This is a genomic window from Actinomycetota bacterium (genome assembly GCA_030684515.1).
Taxonomy (GTDB): Bacteria; Actinomycetota; Actinomycetes; order S36-B12; family S36-B12; genus UBA11398.
Genome location: JAUXVJ010000012.1, coordinates 1 through 17,216, shown reverse-complemented (window position 1 = coordinate 17,216; position 17,216 = coordinate 1). Strand labels below are relative to the sequence as shown.

Annotated in this window: 18 protein-coding genes; 9 read left to right on the top strand and 9 right to left on the bottom strand. The window is 60.6% G+C overall.

Annotated elements, in window-relative coordinates; genetic code table 11:
* Positions 1-146: 146 nt before the first annotated feature.
* Together Q8M73_06200 and Q8M73_06195 are read right to left on the bottom strand one after the other, a co-directional pair.
* Positions 147-773, bottom strand: coding sequence for a response regulator transcription factor (locus Q8M73_06200; protein MDP2288142.1), 627 nt, complete (start codon positions 771-773; stop codon positions 147-149).
* Complete coding sequence (locus tag Q8M73_06195; protein ID MDP2288141.1) at positions 770-1,957, bottom strand: histidine kinase; 1,188 nt, start codon at positions 1,955-1,957, stop codon at positions 770-772. Before Q8M73_06195 ends, Q8M73_06200 begins: the two co-directional genes overlap by 4 nt.
* A gap of 163 nt (positions 1,958-2,120) precedes the next feature.
* On the opposite strand from Q8M73_06195, the gene Q8M73_06190 reads away from it, so the two are divergent.
* Positions 2,121-3,191, top strand: coding sequence for an ABC transporter permease (locus tag Q8M73_06190; GenBank protein ID MDP2288140.1), 1,071 nt, complete (start codon positions 2,121-2,123; stop codon positions 3,189-3,191).
* Positions 3,188-3,883 carry an ABC transporter ATP-binding protein gene (locus tag Q8M73_06185; protein MDP2288139.1) on the top strand — a complete coding sequence of 232 codons (696 nt, stop codon included), beginning with the start codon at positions 3,188-3,190 and terminating at the stop codon, positions 3,881-3,883. Before Q8M73_06190 ends, Q8M73_06185 begins: the two co-directional genes overlap by 4 nt.
* Positions 3,884-3,958: 75 nt before the next feature.
* On the opposite strand, the gene Q8M73_06180 is transcribed toward Q8M73_06185, so the two are convergent.
* On the bottom strand, positions 3,959-4,306 hold the full coding sequence (locus Q8M73_06180) for a TraR/DksA C4-type zinc finger protein (protein MDP2288138.1): 348 nt from the start codon (positions 4,304-4,306) through the stop codon (positions 3,959-3,961).
* A gap of 438 nt (positions 4,307-4,744) precedes the next feature.
* Between Q8M73_06180 and Q8M73_06175 the strand changes: the two genes are divergently transcribed.
* The 5 genes from Q8M73_06175 (at position 4,745) to Q8M73_06155 (ending at position 7,137) form a co-directional block, all read left to right on the top strand.
* On the top strand, positions 4,745-5,080 hold the full coding sequence (locus tag Q8M73_06175; GenBank protein MDP2288137.1) for a cupin domain-containing protein: 336 nt from the start codon (positions 4,745-4,747) through the stop codon (positions 5,078-5,080).
* A 374-nt stretch (positions 5,081-5,454) separates the two neighbouring features.
* Complete coding sequence (locus Q8M73_06170) at positions 5,455-5,802, top strand: type II toxin-antitoxin system RelE/ParE family toxin (protein ID MDP2288136.1); 348 nt, start codon at positions 5,455-5,457, stop codon at positions 5,800-5,802.
* Positions 5,802-6,095 carry a helix-turn-helix transcriptional regulator gene (locus Q8M73_06165; GenBank protein MDP2288135.1) on the top strand — a complete coding sequence of 98 codons (294 nt, stop codon included), beginning with the start codon at positions 5,802-5,804 and terminating at the stop codon, positions 6,093-6,095. The genes Q8M73_06170 and Q8M73_06165 overlap by 1 nt, the downstream gene beginning before the upstream one ends.
* Before the next feature lie 537 nt (positions 6,096-6,632).
* Positions 6,633-6,779: a metal-sensing transcriptional repressor gene (locus Q8M73_06160; GenBank protein MDP2288134.1), complete on the top strand. Its 147-nt coding sequence runs from the start codon at positions 6,633-6,635 to the stop codon at positions 6,777-6,779.
* Positions 6,780-6,786: 7 nt separating this feature from the next.
* Positions 6,787-7,137 (top strand): methyltransferase, encoded by a 351-nt coding sequence (locus Q8M73_06155; GenBank protein ID MDP2288133.1) that lies wholly within the window; start codon positions 6,787-6,789, stop codon positions 7,135-7,137.
* Positions 7,138-7,166: 29 nt separating this feature from the next.
* Here the strand turns inward: Q8M73_06155 and Q8M73_06150 are convergent, their stop codons facing one another.
* The 6 genes from Q8M73_06150 to Q8M73_06125 all read right to left on the bottom strand — a co-directional run bounded on the left by Q8M73_06150 (position 7,167) and on the right by Q8M73_06125 (position 14,277).
* A complete protein-coding gene (locus Q8M73_06150) occupies positions 7,167-7,838 on the bottom strand; it encodes a class I SAM-dependent methyltransferase (GenBank protein MDP2288132.1) in 672 nt (223 codons plus the stop codon).
* A 408-nt stretch (positions 7,839-8,246) separates the two neighbouring features.
* A complete protein-coding gene (locus Q8M73_06145; GenBank protein ID MDP2288131.1) occupies positions 8,247-8,723 on the bottom strand; it encodes a Dps family protein in 477 nt (158 codons plus the stop codon).
* Between the two features lie 86 nt (positions 8,724-8,809).
* Positions 8,810-10,972, bottom strand: a complete 2,163-nt coding sequence (gene katG / locus Q8M73_06140) for a catalase/peroxidase HPI (protein MDP2288130.1) — start codon at positions 10,970-10,972, stop codon at positions 8,810-8,812.
* A 35-nt stretch (positions 10,973-11,007) separates the two neighbouring features.
* The gene (locus tag Q8M73_06135) at positions 11,008-11,436 is read right to left on the bottom strand and encodes a Fur family transcriptional regulator (GenBank protein MDP2288129.1); all 429 of its coding nucleotides are present in this window, start codon (positions 11,434-11,436) and stop codon (positions 11,008-11,010) included.
* An 895-nt stretch (positions 11,437-12,331) separates the two neighbouring features.
* A complete protein-coding gene (locus tag Q8M73_06130) occupies positions 12,332-12,793 on the bottom strand; it encodes a MerR family transcriptional regulator (GenBank protein MDP2288128.1) in 462 nt (153 codons plus the stop codon).
* Positions 12,793-14,277, bottom strand: a complete 1,485-nt coding sequence (locus tag Q8M73_06125; protein ID MDP2288127.1) for a SulP family inorganic anion transporter — start codon at positions 14,275-14,277, stop codon at positions 12,793-12,795. Before Q8M73_06125 ends, Q8M73_06130 begins: the two co-directional genes overlap by 1 nt.
* A gap of 227 nt (positions 14,278-14,504) precedes the next feature.
* Between Q8M73_06125 and Q8M73_06120 the strand changes: the two genes are divergently transcribed.
* On the top strand, positions 14,505-16,094 hold the full coding sequence (locus Q8M73_06120; GenBank protein ID MDP2288126.1) for a sulfatase: 1,590 nt from the start codon (positions 14,505-14,507) through the stop codon (positions 16,092-16,094).
* An 867-nt stretch (positions 16,095-16,961) separates the two neighbouring features.
* Positions 16,962-17,216: amidohydrolase (locus Q8M73_06115; protein ID MDP2288125.1), on the top strand; the 255-nt coding region annotated here is incomplete at its 3' end.

Below are 17,216 nucleotides of genomic sequence, written 5' to 3'. Positions count from 1 at the left end.
CTTTGACGCCTTGAGATCCGTGGTGGCGCTGTCCAATGTCAGCATCCTTCCGTCTAAGTGATGTGTGGTGTAGTGGGCAGAAGGGTGTGGTTTCATTTCATGCTTGCGAGAGCGCTTGAGAGCGATAGTGGCGATGGAGCAGCGAGTTAGCGCAGAATCCCTCTTTGTCTGGCTGTGGAGATTGCCGCTGTTCGAGAGGTCACGTCGAGCTTGGAATAGATGTGCGCGAGGTGCGATTTCACTGTGGTTTCAGTGATGAACAGTTCTGCGCCGATGTCAGTATTGGAGTATCCAGCGCTAACAAGTTCGAGCACTTCGATCTCTCGCGAGCTCAAAGTCACGCGAGGTGTGCGTAACCGGTCCAGTAGTCGAGACGTGATCACTGGGGCGAGAGCGCTTTCTCCGGCGGCGGCGGCCCTGACTGCGGCGATGAGTTCGTGAGGGGGCGCGTCTTTCAGGAGGTAGCCGCTCGCGCCTGCCTCAACAGCTCCAAGGATGTCGGCATCCGAGTCGTAGTTCGTCAGCACGAGGACATATGGGGCTGCGTCGAGTGCTCGGATGCGGTGGGTGGCGTCGACGCCTGTTGGCGTAGCACCGGCGCCGAATTGAAGGTCCATCAGGACAACGTCCGGGTTCTCTCGTTCCGCAGCGTTCACGGCTTCTTGGGGTGAAGTTGCTTCTGCGACAACCTCGAAGTCCTCTTCCAGGCTGAAGAGTGCATTGAGGCCGGCGCGCACCACTGGGTGATCATCTGCAATGACCAGCCTGATCACGGCGTTTCCCCGATGCAGAGGTTGACGGCCAACGTGGTGCCGCGACCCAGCGCGGCATCAATTGTCAAGGTTCCACCCAACTGTTCTACGCGCTCTTGCGTGGCCTGCAGCCCGAATGAATCAGACTTGCCCATCACGTTGTTCACCGGCATGAGCGGGTCGAATCCGCAGCCGTTGTCAACAATGGTGAACTGCAGCTCCTGTTGTTCGACGGTGAGGGCAACCGTGGCAGCGGTGGCGTGGGCGTGCTGGATGACGTTTGCTATTGCTCCTTGCGCAATGCGCAGCAGAGCGGTTTGGAGGTGCATCGGCAGGGCGATTGCATCGGACACTTCCACGTTGACGGTGAGTCCTTGAGTTGCCCACTGTGTGCGAGCAAGCCTGTTGAGAGCACCGCCTAGGCCCTGGTCGTCAAGTTGGGGTGGGGTGAGTTCGCGTATAAAGCGCCGAGCCTCGGCGAGGTTGGCGGCTGCGGTTTCGCGTGCAAGCCGGATGTACTCCACGCCGGGTCGGTCAGGGTCGGCGCGTTCGGCTGCGTACAGGAGCATCTGAATGCTGGATAGGCCCTGGGCAAGGGTGTCGTGGATCTCCCGGGCGAGCCGCGCGCGTTCGGCGAGAACTCCCGATTCGTGCTCTGTTGCAGCGAGTTGCCCACGCGTATTGAGGAGTTCGGTCATGAGTTCCTCACGCTGTTCGGCTTCGCGGGCCAGCGCTTGATACCCAAGGCCGATCAAGAGCGCAACACCTGCACCGACAAGCGGGCCCACCACGCCACCGACTGTCCACTCTCCGCGCAGTCCAAGCGCACAGATCACGACGATTGTCGAAGTCACGATCGCGGTAGACCCCCACCACCGTCCCAAGAGGTGAAGGAAGAGGAAAAACAACGGGAATACTAGGTAGGCGGCGTCGGGGCTCAGCCCGAGCAGGATCAACCATTCGACGGTGAGTACGCCCAACCAACCCAGTGCCAGGAGCCTGCGGTGCGCAGGCCCGCTGCGCCTGATGAATGCTCCCAGGCCATAGGTCACCGCAAGGGCGATGGATACGGTGACGATGGGGGTGCTGCTGTCGGTCGGCGTGATCACAGCGCGGGTGATGACCAGGAATGTGAGGGCAAGAAACAGGACGTGCAGGCCTGTGCGTAGACCAACGAAGACTGGAGTCGCAGCTGCACGGGTCATGGTTTGAATTTAGTCGACCCTCCAATGATGCACATCGTTCGAAAGTATGACTGCCTCATCCCTCCATCGGCTGCACAACAGTGTTCGTCTGGCCGATGAACTGAACCGTCCAAGACGCGAGAGTGGACCTGTCATCGAAAACGATGGCAGGAAGGAACACTTCATGTTCGTCGCATTTCGCGATCTGCGCTTTGCCAAGGGCCGCTTCGTGCTCATCGGCTCTGTTGTGTGCCTCATCACCGTTCTGGTGGGCTTCCTCAGTGGCCTGACAGGGGGCCTGGCCACGCAAAATATTTCGGCAGTGCTGGCAATCCCCGCTGATCGCATCGTGTTCTCTGCACCTGGCGTAGATGCACCCGGCCCCAGCTTCTCCGACTCCACCATCACCCAGCAGCAAGCTTCGGCATGGGGATCAACAGCAGGAGTGGAGAACTCTCAACCGATAGGCATCAGCCAGACTCACGCCGAAACCGACAGCACTCGCGCCTCGATCGCCATCTTCGGCGTGCGGCCAGGATTCGATTCGAGCGCACCTTCCCGTGACGGACTCCTGGGATTCTCCAATCCCGCAGCGAAAGCCCTTGGCGTGACTGCTGGCGACGCCGTCACGATCGCCGGCACTGCCTACACCGTCGAAACAGTCGACGGCGACGGCTGGTACAGCCACACCCCAGTAGTGCAAATGACATTGCACGACTGGCAGGTCTACTCGACCGCCACGGGTAATCCTGATGCCTACGCCACCGTCTTGGCCGTCACCGGAAATCCTGACTGGACTGCTGCTGACACAGCCAATGCCACCTTGTCCCAAAGCACGCTCGTATCCCTAACCGCAATTGGTGCGTTCCGCTCCGAGATCGGATCGCTGATGCTGATGGTCGCCATGCTGTTCGGCATCTCGGGTCTGGTGATCGGAGCGTTCTTCACGGTATGGACCCTGCAAAGGAAAGGCGACGTTGCCGTACTCAAAGCCTTGGGTGCCAGCACCAGATCCCTAATCCGCGACGCGCTTGGCCAAGCACTCATCGTGCTGCTGCTCGGCATCGGCCTTGGCATGGGTTTTGTCAGTCTCTTCGGCGCGCTCGCTGGTTCCGCACTGCCATTCATGCTCAGCCCACTAACGACGGTCCTGCCGGGTTTGATCATGATCACACTCGGGCTCGCTGGCGCCGCTTTCGCGCTCCGCTCTGTCACGTCCGCCGACCCCCTCACAGCCCTTGGGAGCAACCGATGATCCACCTGGACAACATCACCCTCACCTTTCCCGACGGCGAAGCACGCATCACCGCAGTCGACAATGTTTCACTCACGGTGCTACCCGGAACCGTCGTCGGAATCGCCGGTCCCAGCGGCTGCGGAAAATCCAGTCTCCTCGCCGTCGCAGCAACGCTTATTCGCCCGGATTCCGGCCGCGTCATCATCGACGGCATTGATACGACTCTGCTGAATCCGCCGGCAGCGACCCAGCTTCGGCGCAGAAGTATTGGGATCATTTTCCAGCAGTCAAACCTCATTGCTTCCCTGACCGCTCGCGAGCAGCTGGAAGTCATGAATGAACTCGGCGACCATCACAGCAGACGAAACCGTGCAAAGGTCGCCGCCCATGCTGACGCAATCCTTGAAGCGGTTGGCCTTGCAGACCATCGCGACAAGCGCCCCAATCAGCTCTCTGGCGGTCAGCGGCAACGCATCAACATCGCCCGCGCACTGATGAACGAGCCCAGCGTGCTCCTAGTAGATGAACCCACAAGTGCCCTAGACCAAGACAACGGCGCTAAAGTCATGGACTTGATCCTGCAGTTAACCGAGGAAATGAAGACGGCTACTTTGCTTGTGACCCACGATTCGATCCATCTGCCGCGCATGGCCAACGTCGTTCACCTGCTCGACGGGGCACTCTCCGACGCCGGGACCCTCGCTGCCTGAAATCGATGGCGTGAAGTACTAGCGATCACTTCCACTCCCGAAAGTCGTTGCCGCATTTCCGGCCTCTTCCCGCGCTCATGAATTACACGGGACACATGTCATGCCGTATGGGCGCAGTTGAAGTCGTTCGAGTGGAATCGGCTCGCGACACACGGTGCAGGTTCCGTAATTGCCGATTTCCATGCGATCGAACGCTGCATCTACGAGCGCGATGATGCCGAGCGCGTCCGCGATCATGTACTCAGCATTTTCAGCAGTCTGCTGAAGTAAGGCACTGCCAATGGAATTGTCACTAGTCAAAGCGTTGAGAGTGATGCGTGCTTGAGCGACATCAGCTTCGTTCTCCACTCGCAAGCGAACAAGGGCCTGCTTCAATTCGGCCAGATCAATCTCACCTAGTACGAGTTCGGTCCGGGTTTGCATTCTGTCCTCCAATAAAAATAGTCGGTACCAAGACTTGGCACCGACTGGGGAATTGTGATTTAGCCCCGCGATCGCCTTTGCATGAATCGAGCAGCGTCGAGTTGCTGCACATTTTGCTTGCGCGGAATCGCGCAGGTGGTGGCGTTTGACATGGAACAACTGTAGCCCGGTTGATAAGTTTGCATCAATCTAGGAGGAATGCGAGCACAATGACCATTAAGGCGAAAGTGAACACTCCTGTGTCCTGGTGCGAGATCTTCAGCGTGCGGAGTCGGCGCTGCTATGCAATTCGCCGGCAATCAAGTGACGCATTCAGAGGTTGTGCGAGCGCCGGGTCGGCGGGATACTTTGTAGGTCACTTCACTTCTCGCAATTGTTCGGAGCGGTTCAAACTGTGGATCCATACGTGCAAGCAAACTCAGAAAGAAGTTGGTTGATGTGGAGAAGTTTTCGCTGACAGCGCTTGCTCGAACACAGCTAGAAGTTGCACGACAGGCATCGAGTGGCCGCAGTGCGACAACAGTGTTTGGTGGACACGAGCACGTCCTTCGTCAGACACTGATCGCACTCAGCGCCCAGCGCATGCTCGAAGAACATGCCAATCCAGGAGAAGCGACGGTTCAGGTGTTGCATGGGCGGGTGCGGTTAGCAACTGGTGCGGATGCATGGGAAGGGTCGGTTGGCGATCTTCTCGTTGTACCCGACGCGCCACACTCGTTGGAAGCACTAGAAGATTCAGTGGTATTGCTGACCGTCGCAAAGATCGCAAAGTAGCTTCCACTCCGTGCTTCGCTGCGCAGAGGAACCTCGGTCCTGAATTGAAGCGAATCAAGCTCTGGGTTGGAAGGGGCGCCTGACATGAATGTGTGCGGGGTGGGTGCAGGCCTGCACCCCCAAGGGAGAGCAGAAGGGGGTGCAGAAATGGCGATTCGTGAGGACAACTTGCAGGGCACGCAACCCAACGATCGTGCATCCTCAGTGTCTCCCCGCTACAGATTGAACGTTCAACTAAATGAGCGTTCGTACGACGAAGGGTCCTGAGAATTCGGGGCCCTTTCGTTGTATCGGGGGACAGTGGAACGACATCGGTTTCGGTCAAGACGCAGAACGTGGGCTAGTGGACGTCAGTGAGTGATACCATCGTTGGTATGTCCTGGGGTTCGGTGGAACTTGAGCCGGAGGTCCGTGACTGGCTTGAAGGGCTCGTGGGCAGCGAGTTCGGCTATGCGGCGTTCTACGTTGATCTGCTGGCCGAGCGAGGTGTCCTGCTCTCTGAGCCGTACACCAAGCAGTTGGACGGCAAGTTGCGGGAGCTTCGGTTCGATCTTGGTCGTCAGGCAATCCGGATTACCTACTGGATCGCCACAGGCCGCCGAATCATTCTGCTGACAGTCTTTTCCAAGACCAAGGACAGGGATCGCGCGCAGGTGGCACGGGCGAAGAAGGCGATGCTCGCTTGCATGCAAGCCGAGCACTATGTGGAAGAGGAGGAGTGATGGCACGTACGTCATGGGATGACATCAAGGCCGCTCGCGCAGGCGACTCGGCAGTTGAGCCCGCATACGCCGCAGCCAAGCTCGCATTCGAACTGGGGGAGCAGGTTCGTGGTTTACGCGAGGAGCGGGGCTGGAGCCAGCGCGACCTGGCCAAACTCACCGGCATGACCCAGCCCGCCATCGCGCGTTTCGAGGCGGGCGGTACGACGCCGACCCTGCCGATCCTGCAGCGCATCGCTAGCGCTTTCGACACGACGCTCTCTGTCCAGCTCAAGCCGAAGGCCGTCGCCTGAACTCGGCAATGAAAGTGTGCGGGGTGGGTGCAGGCTTGCACTCCCGGGGGAGTGCAGAGTGGGGTGAAGAAATGGTCTCTTGTGAGGGTAACTCGCAGGGCATGCAAGCCGGTGATCGTGCATCCTCAGTTTCTCCCCGCTTCTATCTGAAGATTTGACTAAATGAATCCTCCGTAACGACGAAGAGTCCCCAAGAGGTCGGGGACACTTCGTCGTTACGGAGGCCCACGCAGCGATGCTGGCGTTGGGCAACGGCGAATGCTCATCTCTATTCAACGGTGTGAACGTGCTCGGTATTCGCAAGTTGGGTCTGAATCGGCCTTCACCGCAAAGTGCGTCAACCAGATCGACGGCGATCCCCTTGGCCGAAAGTCGGCGGAGGCGATGCAGACCTGCGCCCCTTTTGGGGTCAGGGGTATCCCGGCCGCCCGTCATCGTCGACGTGGCTGGCAGGCTCAACGCAGCGCTGGCGACCGCGGCTGCTGTGGTCGCATCGTCTACGTGACCGACTCACTCAGGCAAAGATCTGGAGACTCAATGGAGCTGGACGCGAACACCGTCACCGTGATCCTGAACCGGCTCAGTCGCGCGCAGGGTCACGTCGTCGGCGTCATCCAGATGCTCGAGGAAGGCTGGGGTGCCGGACCTGGAAGTCCTGGAGGGAGTCTTCTTGTCCCTCCGTGAGTCTTCGATGACGACTCGGCAGCCGCCAACCCACTCCGCGTCGGCTAGTGAACGTCGCACGGCATGGCTCCTGGTTCTCGGGCTGACCGCGGCGCCGTTGCCCAACTCTCACGCCGAACTCCGCACGGGTGGGCTGTACAGATTCGTCCGGCACCCGATCTACGGCGGGCTCCTGCTACTCGCCATCGCTCTCACGCTCGCCTCGGCCAGTTCGTGGACCACCATGGCGTGCGTTGCACTGGTCGCGCTGATCAACGCCCAGGCACGCTGGGAGGAACGGCGCCTCACCGAGCGATTCCCGGCCTATGCCGCCTACGCCGACTGCACCCCACGATTCATCCCTGGACTGACCAGATAGGCGATAGCACGGTCTGCCGGGACCGTCGATCACGCCCTTCTTACCGCCCATAAGTACACGTCGCCGGCAGTGGTGTGCTCCGAGGTATCCCCATGCTGAGTGCGACCCAACTGCTCGGTGGTGAGGTCCGGGAACGAAGACGCCAGAAGTGCCTCGGTGAACAGACGCTCCGGGTCGGGGGGCCCGGCGAGCCCTAGGGACTCGACGTGATGACCGACGACATACAGGTGACCGCCGGGGGAGACTGCGTGCGCGGCTGTCGAGAAGAGGTGCGCACGGTCAGCCGGTGGCAGGTGCATGTTGGCCAGCACGACGAGCTGGTAGGCGTTGGCCGTTGTGTAGGTGGTGAGGTCCGCTTGGACAGTCGTCAGGGCACAGCCGGTCTGCTTCGCGCGTTCGTTGGCCTGAGCCAGCCCCACCGTGGAGCTATCGACCCCGGTGACGTCCCAGCCGCGCTGGGCGAGCCATACGGCGTTACGACCGGTGCCACATCCGAGGTCCAATGCGGTACCGGGTTCAAGGCCATTGACAAGCCGGACCAGAAGGGGGTCGGGGCTGGTTGGCCAGGCTTGCGTTGCGTAGCGCTCGTCCCACATGGCAGAGACGTCGGTTGCCGTGGACGGGTGCTCTCCGCCGTGCCCGTGATGGTGCTCGGTGTCATGTGCGTGCTGGTCGGGTGTCGGTGTTCCGGTATCGCTCACTGGGCTCCTCGTGCTGTAGGCAACCTGAAGCATCGGCCGCTGGCTGCTGGTGTGCGTCAGCGGTGCAAGTGCGGCAAGGCGTTCATGAGTAGTAGACCGGCAGGCACCAAATCCAGAGCGGTTCAGCTTGCGCCATCCTGGCCCATCTACCGTAACTCGCTGGCTCCCAAGTGCTGCTAACGGCGGCGGCGCACCAGCGTGGGCAACCTGTCCCCGCACGAGTAGGGAAACTGAACGCCACCGCGATTGCCGCGCCATGATCAAGCAACCAAACCGTCCGGGAAACCGGGTCTGGCACCCTGCGACGCCAAGGAATTCGTGAGCCGGTGTAGCTCTCCGCGGTGTCGCCAAGCCTGAGTACGACACTTTCGGTCGAGTAGTGCAAGGTCGAACTGGAATCTCGGGTGGTCAGGCGAGGAGGCTGCGGAGCATCCAGGCGTTCTTCTCGTGGACCTGCATGCGTTGTGTGAGCAGGTCGGCGGTGGGTTCGTCGTGAGCATGTTGGACGGCTGGAAACACAGACCGGGCGGTGCGTGCGACGGTCTCTTGTCCCTTAACGAGGCGGCGGATCATCTCTGTGGCATCGGGTTTGTCGTCGTCTTCGGCGACAGATGAGAGTGCGGCGAACTCTCGGTAGCTGCCCGGTGCGGGTGCACCGAGGGAACGGATACGTTCTGCGATGAGGTCGACTGCTAGCGCGAGTTCGTTGTACTGCGTCTCAAACATCAGGTGAAGGGTTTGGAACATCGGCCCGGTGACGTTCCAGTGGTAGTTGTGGGTTTTGAGGTAGAGGGTGTAGCTGTCGGCGAGGAGTCGTGAGAGGCCGTCGGTGATGGCCTGACGGTCGGCTTCGTTGATTCCGATGTCGATGGTGAGATCAGTCATGGCTTGTCGTCCTTCCGGTGTGGTCGATGGTGGCATCGCTTGATCATTGTGGGGGCGACGCCACCATCGACGCGTGCTGTGTTCGGTCAGTTCAGGTCGAAGCGGTCTGCGTTCATCACCTTGGTCCATGCGGCCACGAAGTCGCGGACGAACTTCTCCTTGTTGTCGTCTTGGGCGTAGACCTCGGCGTAGGAGCGGAGCACTGAGTTCGATCCGAAGACGAGGTCCGCCCTCGTGGCGGTCCATTTCACGGTGCCGGTCTTGCGATCACACACCTCGTAGGTGCCGGCTGAGACTTGCTTCCAGGAGTTCCTCATGTCGGTGAGGTTCACGAAGAAGTCGTTGGTGAGCGCGCCGACATGGTCGGTGAACACGCCGTGACGGGTGCCATCGTGGTTCGTGCCGATCACGCGCATGCCACCGACGAGCACCGTCATCTCCGGAGCGGTGAGGCCCATCAGTTGGGTGCGGTCGAGTAGTAGTTCCTCCGCGGTCACGGCGTATTCCTGCTTCTGCCAGTTGCGGTAGCCGTCGTGGATCGGTTCAAGCGGTGCGAACGAGTCGACATCGGTCTGCTCCTGGGTGGCGTCGCCGCGTCCCGGCGAGAACGGCACGGTGACGTCGAAGCCGGCGGCCTTGGCCGCCTGCTCTACCCCCACGTTGCCGGCCAGCACGATCACGTCGGCAACGCTGGCACCAGATTCGGCCGCGATGGATTCCAAGACGCCGAGCACCTTGGCCAGTCGGTCGGGTTCGTTGCCCTCCCAGTCCTTCTGGGGCGCGAGGCGGATGCGGGCACCGTTGGCGCCACCGCGCATGTCGGAGTTGCGGTGCGTGCGGGCGCTGTCCCACGCCGTGGTCACCATCTCGCTGACGGTCAAGCCGCTCCCAGCGATGCGGACCTTGACGGAGTCGACGTCATATCCGGTGGCCCCAGCGGGGACCGGGTCCTGCCAGATCAGGTCTTCGGCGGGAACCTCTGGTCCGATGTAGCGGGACTTGGGCCCCATGTCGCGGTGGGTCAGCTTGAACCACGCCCTGGCAAAGACCTCGGAGAAATACGCGGGGTCCTGATGGAAGCGTTCGGAGATCTCACGGTAGATCGGATCCTTGACCATGGCCATATCGGCGTCGGTCATCATCGGCATGCGACGGATCGACGGATCCTCGACGTCGACTGGCATGTCCTCCTCCGCGATACCGACGGGCCACCACTGCGAGGCGCCGGCGGGGCTCTTGGCGAGTTCCCACTCGTACTTGAACAGCAGGTCGAAGTAGCCGTTGTCCCAGCGTGTCGGGTGGGTGGTCCAGGCGCCCTCGAGGCCTGAGGTGACGGCGTCGCGGCCGACACCGCGGCTAGTGTGGTTCATCCAGCCCAGGCCCTGCTCCTGGATGCCGGCTGCTTCGGGCTCCGGGCCCAGTGCGGTCGCGCTGCCATTGCCGTGGGTCTTGCCAACAGTGTGGCCGCCGGCGGTCAGTGCAACGGTTTCCTCGTCGTTCATCGCCATGCGGGCGAAGGTGATCCGGACGTCGGCTGCGGTCTTCAGCGGGTCGGGATTGCCGCCCACCCCCTCGGGGTTCACGTAGATCAGACCCATCTGCACTGCGGCCAGCGGGTTCTCCAGCGACTCGCGGTCGTTGGCATCGGCGTCGTAGCGGGTGGAGTCCAGCCACAACTTCTCCGAGCCCCAGTAGATGTCCTTCTCGGGCTGCCAGATGTCGACGCGGCCGAGGCTGAATCCGAAGGTCTTCAAACCCATCGACTCGTATGCGACGTTGCCGGCCAGCACAATCAGGTCAGCCCAGCTGATCTGGTTTCCGTACTTCTTCTTGATCGGCCACAGCAAGCGGCGCGCCTTGTCGAGGTTGACGTTGTCGGGCCAGGAGTTGAGCGGGGCGAAGCGCTGGTTGCCGGTGCCGGCACCACCACGGCCGTCGGCAGTGCGATAGGTGCCGGCGGAGTGCCAGGCCATACGGATCATCAGGCCGCCGTAATGGCCCCAGTCGGCAGGCCACCAGTCCTGACTGTCAGTCATGAGGGCCTGGAGGTCGGCCTTCACGGCCGCCAGATCGAGGGTCTTGACCGCCTCTCGGTAATCGAAGCCCGCGTCCATCGGGATCGTGTGAGGGTCGTGCTGGTGCAGGATGTCAAGGTTGAGAGTCTTGGGCCACCACTCGGTTGGTGACATGTCCGACTGCACGTTTGCTCCGTGCACGACCGGGCAGATGGCTTCGTTGTTTGCGCTCATGGCTCTCCTTGTTGGGTGTGCAGTGGCGGAACGGGTCAGGCGGAGTCGGGGTCCTGCTGGCAGTTGGGGCAGTGGCCCCAATAGATGACCTCGGCTTCGTCAATGTCGAAGCCATGGTCGTCGCTCGCAGCGAGGCACGGCCGATCACCGACGGCGCATTCGACGTCTTCGACTCGACCGCACCCACGGCAGATCAGGTGATGGTGGTTGTCAGCGGTCCGAGTCTCGTAGCGGGCCGGGGATCCCGCCGGCTGGATGCGGCGCAGCAGGCTGAGGTCGCTGAGCGTGTTGACAGTGTCGTACACAGACTGGCGAGAGATCGAGCCGATCGCATCGCGCACCCCCTGCAGCACTTCCTCGGCAGTGGCGTGCGGCTGTTCGCTCAATACGCGCAGGACAGCGAGGCGCTGCGCTGTGACAGAGATGCCCTGCTCTCGGAGCAGGGTTACGGGGTCTTGGTTCATCGTGCCGACTGTATCAATATTTGGATTAACTGTAAATATAGATTAAGTCCAAATATTGAAAGATTTCGTACATGATCCACTGCGAACGCACCTTGAGTGCCGGTGGCCTGCCCAGTCGCTGCTGGGATCGTCACGGTGAACACGGCTACTTCTCCAACGCGAGCATCGAACTTCCAGAGTAGGAGATTTACGCGACAACTCGGTCCTGACCGTGCAGCGGATTCTTCAGCGATCCGTACTGCGGATGCGCACGCGTGGAGGCACTGTGGTCGAGTTCTCGCTTCGGGATCATCCTCGGTGATGTCGGCTGATTGTTGCCCTGTGAGAATGTGCGCCCACTTGTGAACCGACGTGATCCTCAGCCGCGGAATGGGCAGGCGATCCCACTAGGGCCTGCCCCGAGTTCGATTGCCGTATGCAGTTGAAGATCCGGGCTTTACTGACCTATTTTTGCCGAAAGTGTGCGGGGTGGGTGCAGGCTTGCACTCCCGGGGGAGTGCAGAAGGGGGTGCAGAAATGGCTGTTTGTGAGGGCAACTTGCTGGGCGCGCAACCCGATGATCGTGCATCCTCTGTTTCTCCCCGCTACAAAATTGAACGTTCAACTAGTTGAGCGTTCGGCACGACTGAGGGTCCTTGAGATATCAGGGGCCCTTTGTCGTTTCGGGGGAGGGCGAGCGAGCTCACTTGGCGCACAGTCGGAATAGGTCATGCCCTGTCAACGGTGCAGGGGCCTTGGTACCTCGCAAGTTGGCATGATCAGACTCCCGGGCGACGCCACGCGTTTCAATCTGGTCGACAGAAATCCCAATTGCTAGAACCGCGAAGGTGTTACCCGCGAAAACGTCGTCACAGCCGGCCGCGTCCCCAAGATCGCACGAGCGATGGAACTTATCTCAGCCGCGTGGCACGGATTCGACCGATTTGGAAGACTGCGAGGCCTGTCGGAATTCATCCAATGACTCTTCTGCTCGCTGGAGTGCATGGCTGAGTTCGTCGGCCGACTTGAGTTGTTGTTGTAGTCGTGTGCGTCGTTGGTCAAGGTCGGCATGGAGTGATGTGAGTTCTTTCAAGAGTTTCGCGCGGGTGGCCGCATCCGCCTTGGTGACTGCATCGAGTATCTGCACGAGGTTGCGCATTTCTTCCAGGCTGAAGCCCAATGGCTTGAGAGTCTTCAGGACACGCAGACGTTCCTCCTCCGCTGGCCCGAAGAGCCGGAATCCACCTGGGCTGCGAGTAGAAGGGACTACGAGTCCGACCTCTTCGTAGTAGCGAACGGTGCGCATGCTCAGCCCTACGCGCTCGGCGAGCACGCCGATCTGTACGAGGTCGGGTTCGTGTGGTGTCTTTGCAGTCATCAGTGTCCTGAGCCGAGGCGGCCTTTGAGGCGGGTGCGCATGGCGGTGCTGTATTCGTTCACGCCGATAACCTCCACGTTCTTGTCGCGTTTCTCGTATTTGTAGATGATCGCATCCAGAGCTGCAACGGTGGAGGCGTCCCAGATGTGCGCACCGGTCATGTCGATGACGACTTGGTCTGGGTCGTGGGTGAAGTCGAATTGGTAGACGAGATCATTGCTGGAGGCGAAGAACAGTTCGCCGTGTACGTGGTAGGTGATCGAGGCGCCGTCGTCGTTGAGTTGACTTTCAACGGTGACGAGGTGGGCGACGCGGCGGGCGAAGAGCACGGTCGCGGTCAGCACACCAACGACCACACCAATGGCCAGGTTGTGTGTGAAGACGGTGGCGATGACGGTGGCGAGCATGACGGTGGTTTCGCTCTTAGGCATGTGGGGCAGTGATTTCAGGCTGTGCCAGTCGAAGGTGGAGTAGGCGACGATGATCATCACGGCCACCAGTGCGGCCATCGGGATCACTTCGACGATGGGGCCGAGCGCGACTACCAGAATCAGCAGCAGAACGCCCGCGAGGAATGTGGACAGCCGGGTGCGGGCGCCGCTGGTTTTCACGTTGATCATGGTTTGGCCGATCATGGCGCAGCCGCCCATGCCGCCGAAGAATCCGGTGACGATGTTGGCGATGCCTTGGCCGCAGGATTCGCGTGTCTTGTTGGAGTGTGTGTCGGTGATGTCGTCGACGAGCTTGGCTGTCATGAGGGATTCCATGAGGCCGACGAGTGCGACTGCCAGGGCGAATGGGGCGATGATGCTCAGAGTCTCGAAGGTGAAGGGCACGTCAGGCAGTCCAAGGGTGGGAAGGCTGGTGGGCAGTTCGCCCTCGCCGCCGACGTTGGGCACGGTGAGTCCCATGGTGACTGTGGCGATGGTGAGGAGGACCACTGCGACTAGTGGGGCGGGGATGATGGTCGTGACGCGGGGCAGGAGCAGCATGATGACGATGCCGATGGCAACCATCGGATACACCAGGACTGGCACGTCGATGAGGTAGGGCAGTTGCGCGCTGAAGATGAGGATCGCTAGTGCGTTGACAAAGCCGACCATCACGCTGCGAGGAACGAAGCGCATCAGCCTCGCCACGCCTGCAAGGGCGAGAGCCACCTGGAAGATGCCGCCCAGGATGACGGCGGCAACCAAGTAGCCAAGGCCGTAGTCGCGTACCAATGGAGCCACGACCAGTGCGATGGCTCCGGTTGCTGCCGAGATCATCGCGGGGCGCCCACCGGTGAACGCGATGGTCACGGCCATGGTGAAGGACGCGAACAGGCCTACTTGAGGGTCGACGCCGGCAAGGATGGAGAATGAGATCGCCTCGGGGATCAGTGCGATCGCGACGACTAAGCCGGCGAGGAATTCGGTGCGAAATACTCGTGGGCTGAGCCAGGTCGGTCGGGTGAGTGACGGGCGATGTAGTGCGAGTGACACGTGGAATGGCTCCGGTCTTGCGGTATCGGGCGGCGGCGCGGCGGGCACCTACCGCAGTACATATCGGACTCTAACGTTGCGTTAAGGTATGGCCAAATCCGTGAGCACCACCAAGTGATGGGAAGACGGCCGTATACCGGCTGAATCGAGCATGTGCCTGATGCGCGTGCTCGCTGTTCGGTTCTTTCATCACTGAAGTCCGCCTGCCAACGTTAGGGAACGCGCGCATGTCTGTGCCTGCAAGAAGTCGATGGACCACGATTGTGGCGGCAAGCGCTACAGCCGCCGTGATTGTTGGCGTCACCATCTTGGGTGGATTGGTCTGGCTATCGCCAGGAAACGCGAAGTCTGACGCGGATAGCTCGGCCGAGACGCTGATGGCGGCGTTCAAGGCCAAGGCCACCGGCCAGCAAGACGCAACTGGCGAACTGACTGACATCAAGAACGTGGTCCTGCTGCTTGCCGATGACTTGGACTGGGACACGTTCAACGGGGTACCGCGTTTGGCAGCGTTGAAGGACCAGGGCACGACGTTGACGAATTTCGTCGTGACGAACTCCTTGTGCTGTCCTTCCCGAGTGTCCTTGCTGCGTGGGCAGTACGTGCACAACCACAAGGTAGTTTCCAATGTTCCGCAGACCGGGGGAGGTTGGGAGACGTTCTACAACAGCGGCTTTGAGCAGGATTGCCTGCCCACGTGGCTGCAGGACACAGGGGTCGACACGTCGCTGTTTGGCAAGTACCTCAATGGATTCCCTGGGCCCTCGGTGCGAAAGAACTACATCCCGCCAGGCTGGGACTATTTCGTCACCTCAACATCCAAGAACCAGTCATACAAGGGATACGACTACACCCTGAACCGCAATGGCGTGTTACAGGACTATGGGCATGCTCCCGCAGATTTCCTCAACGACGTATTGACGCAAGCAGCAGTCAGCCATCTGGCGACTGTGACGACACCCTTCTTTCTGGAGTTCTCCTCCTACCAACCGCACACACCTGCTCCCGTCGCTGATCGTCACCTGAATGGCCATGTGAGCGAGGGCGTGCCGCGGACTCCATCCTTCAATGCCCATGGCACCAACGAAGTCAGCTGGCTCGGTGCGCAACCAGACAACACGCCTCAACGCATCGCCATGTTCGACGAACGCTGGCGCAAAGGCCTGCAGTCCACCGAATCCATCGCTGACACCTATGACGCACTCGTGAGCGCATTGAGCGCAACAGGACACCTCGATGACACGCTGATTGTGGTGACATCCGACAACGGCTACCACGCGGGCACGCACCGACTCGGCACCGGCAAGAACACCGCCTATCGCGAAGACTCCGTTGTTCCGGCTGTGCTCATCGGACCCGGCATTGCCCCCGGTGCGGTCATCAACAAAACCACTTCAATGGTCGATTTGGGACCAACGATCAGCACACTGCTGGGAGCAACGGTTCCTGTCTGGGCCGATGGACGCGACCTCACACCGCTGCTGTCAGGCGAGACCCTTACGCCATGGAGAACCGCGGCACTCAACGAGCGGCTGCGTCAAACCCAGCCAGGCGACCCGGACTACGAGCCCTACCAGGCACCCGCATTCCACGCGAGCCGTAGCGAACAATGGTTATACGTGAAATACGGCGACGGCGAAGAAGAACTGTTCAACCTCATCGCAGATCCATACGAGATGCACAACGTCATTAGCGCCACGGATCCGCAGATCGTGGAACAACTGCGCCAGCAACTCACTGCACTGGCAACCTGTTCAGGGTCATCTTGTCGCGTAGCGGACTCCATGCCCAGCGGCGTCACCAACCCGCATCAGTAGAGCGGGGAAAGCTGTCGCTGCGAGATGCGCTTGAACTCATGGCGCTCCAAATGTTGAAGCAAGATCAACTAGGCGGGGATCTGCCCGAGTGACATTGAACTGCTGAGTTGTTGATCCGTGCCGTGTTCGCTTAGATACTTTGAAAGTGTGCGGGGTGGGTGCAGGCTTGCACCCTCAGGGGAGTGCAGATTGGGGTGCAGAAATGATGTTTCGTGAGGGCAACTCGCAGGTCATGCAACCCAGTGATCGTGCATCCTCAGTGTCTCCCCGCTACTTTCCAAAGGTTCAGCCCCCTCATTGAGGGGGGGCTGTCCTATTTTGACAGTATTTTCTGTACCGCTCGCCTAAGCAAAGTAGGCGGAGAGTGTGCGATAAGTAGGCGCACTCCAAGGGCGCTATGCACCCCTTGCACCCCAGTGTCAGCACCCCCAGCGCACCAGGCAATCCACCCAATCCACCACTCCCGCTCCCGATGCAGCCCAGGGCGCGCTTTGCACCACCTGCACACCCAAGGCGCAAATGCCGTGCTCGTTCTCCTCCCTGATGACAAGTCCGCGTTGGGCGTACGCAGCACCGGCAACTAACGCCCGCGCGCGTGCGCTGTCGAGATAAAGCAGTGAAATCGCATAGCAGCAATTCGACTGACCGCATGGCCAAACATGGGCGAGATTCGAGGCCGCAAAGTCGCCGTGCCGCCTGGCTCCGATCTGGCGCCGAACCGGTGAGTACGCAAGCGGGAAGCTCACCAAATTCCGGCCAGGTCTTGAACTGGTTCCTCTTGACGCGCAACCCACTGCCAGCTTTACTGACGAATGTTTCATGAAATGGCAGGCTGTCTAGTGCAGGAATCACATCTGGGAGGGACCGATGAAGATTGAGGACATGGTGCTAATCAGCACCGACGATCACACCGTGGAGCCGCCATCGTTGAGCGATTACTTCCGTGATCACGTCCCGGGGAAGTTCAAGTCTCGAGTGCCCCGGGTGATCCGTCGTGACGACGGCACTGACGCCTGGCTGATCGAAGGCAAGGAGATTGCCACCTTCGGGTTGAACGCGGTGCAGGGGCGCCCGCGAGAGTCGTGGGGTTCGGATCCGGGAAGTTTCGACCAGGTCCGCCCT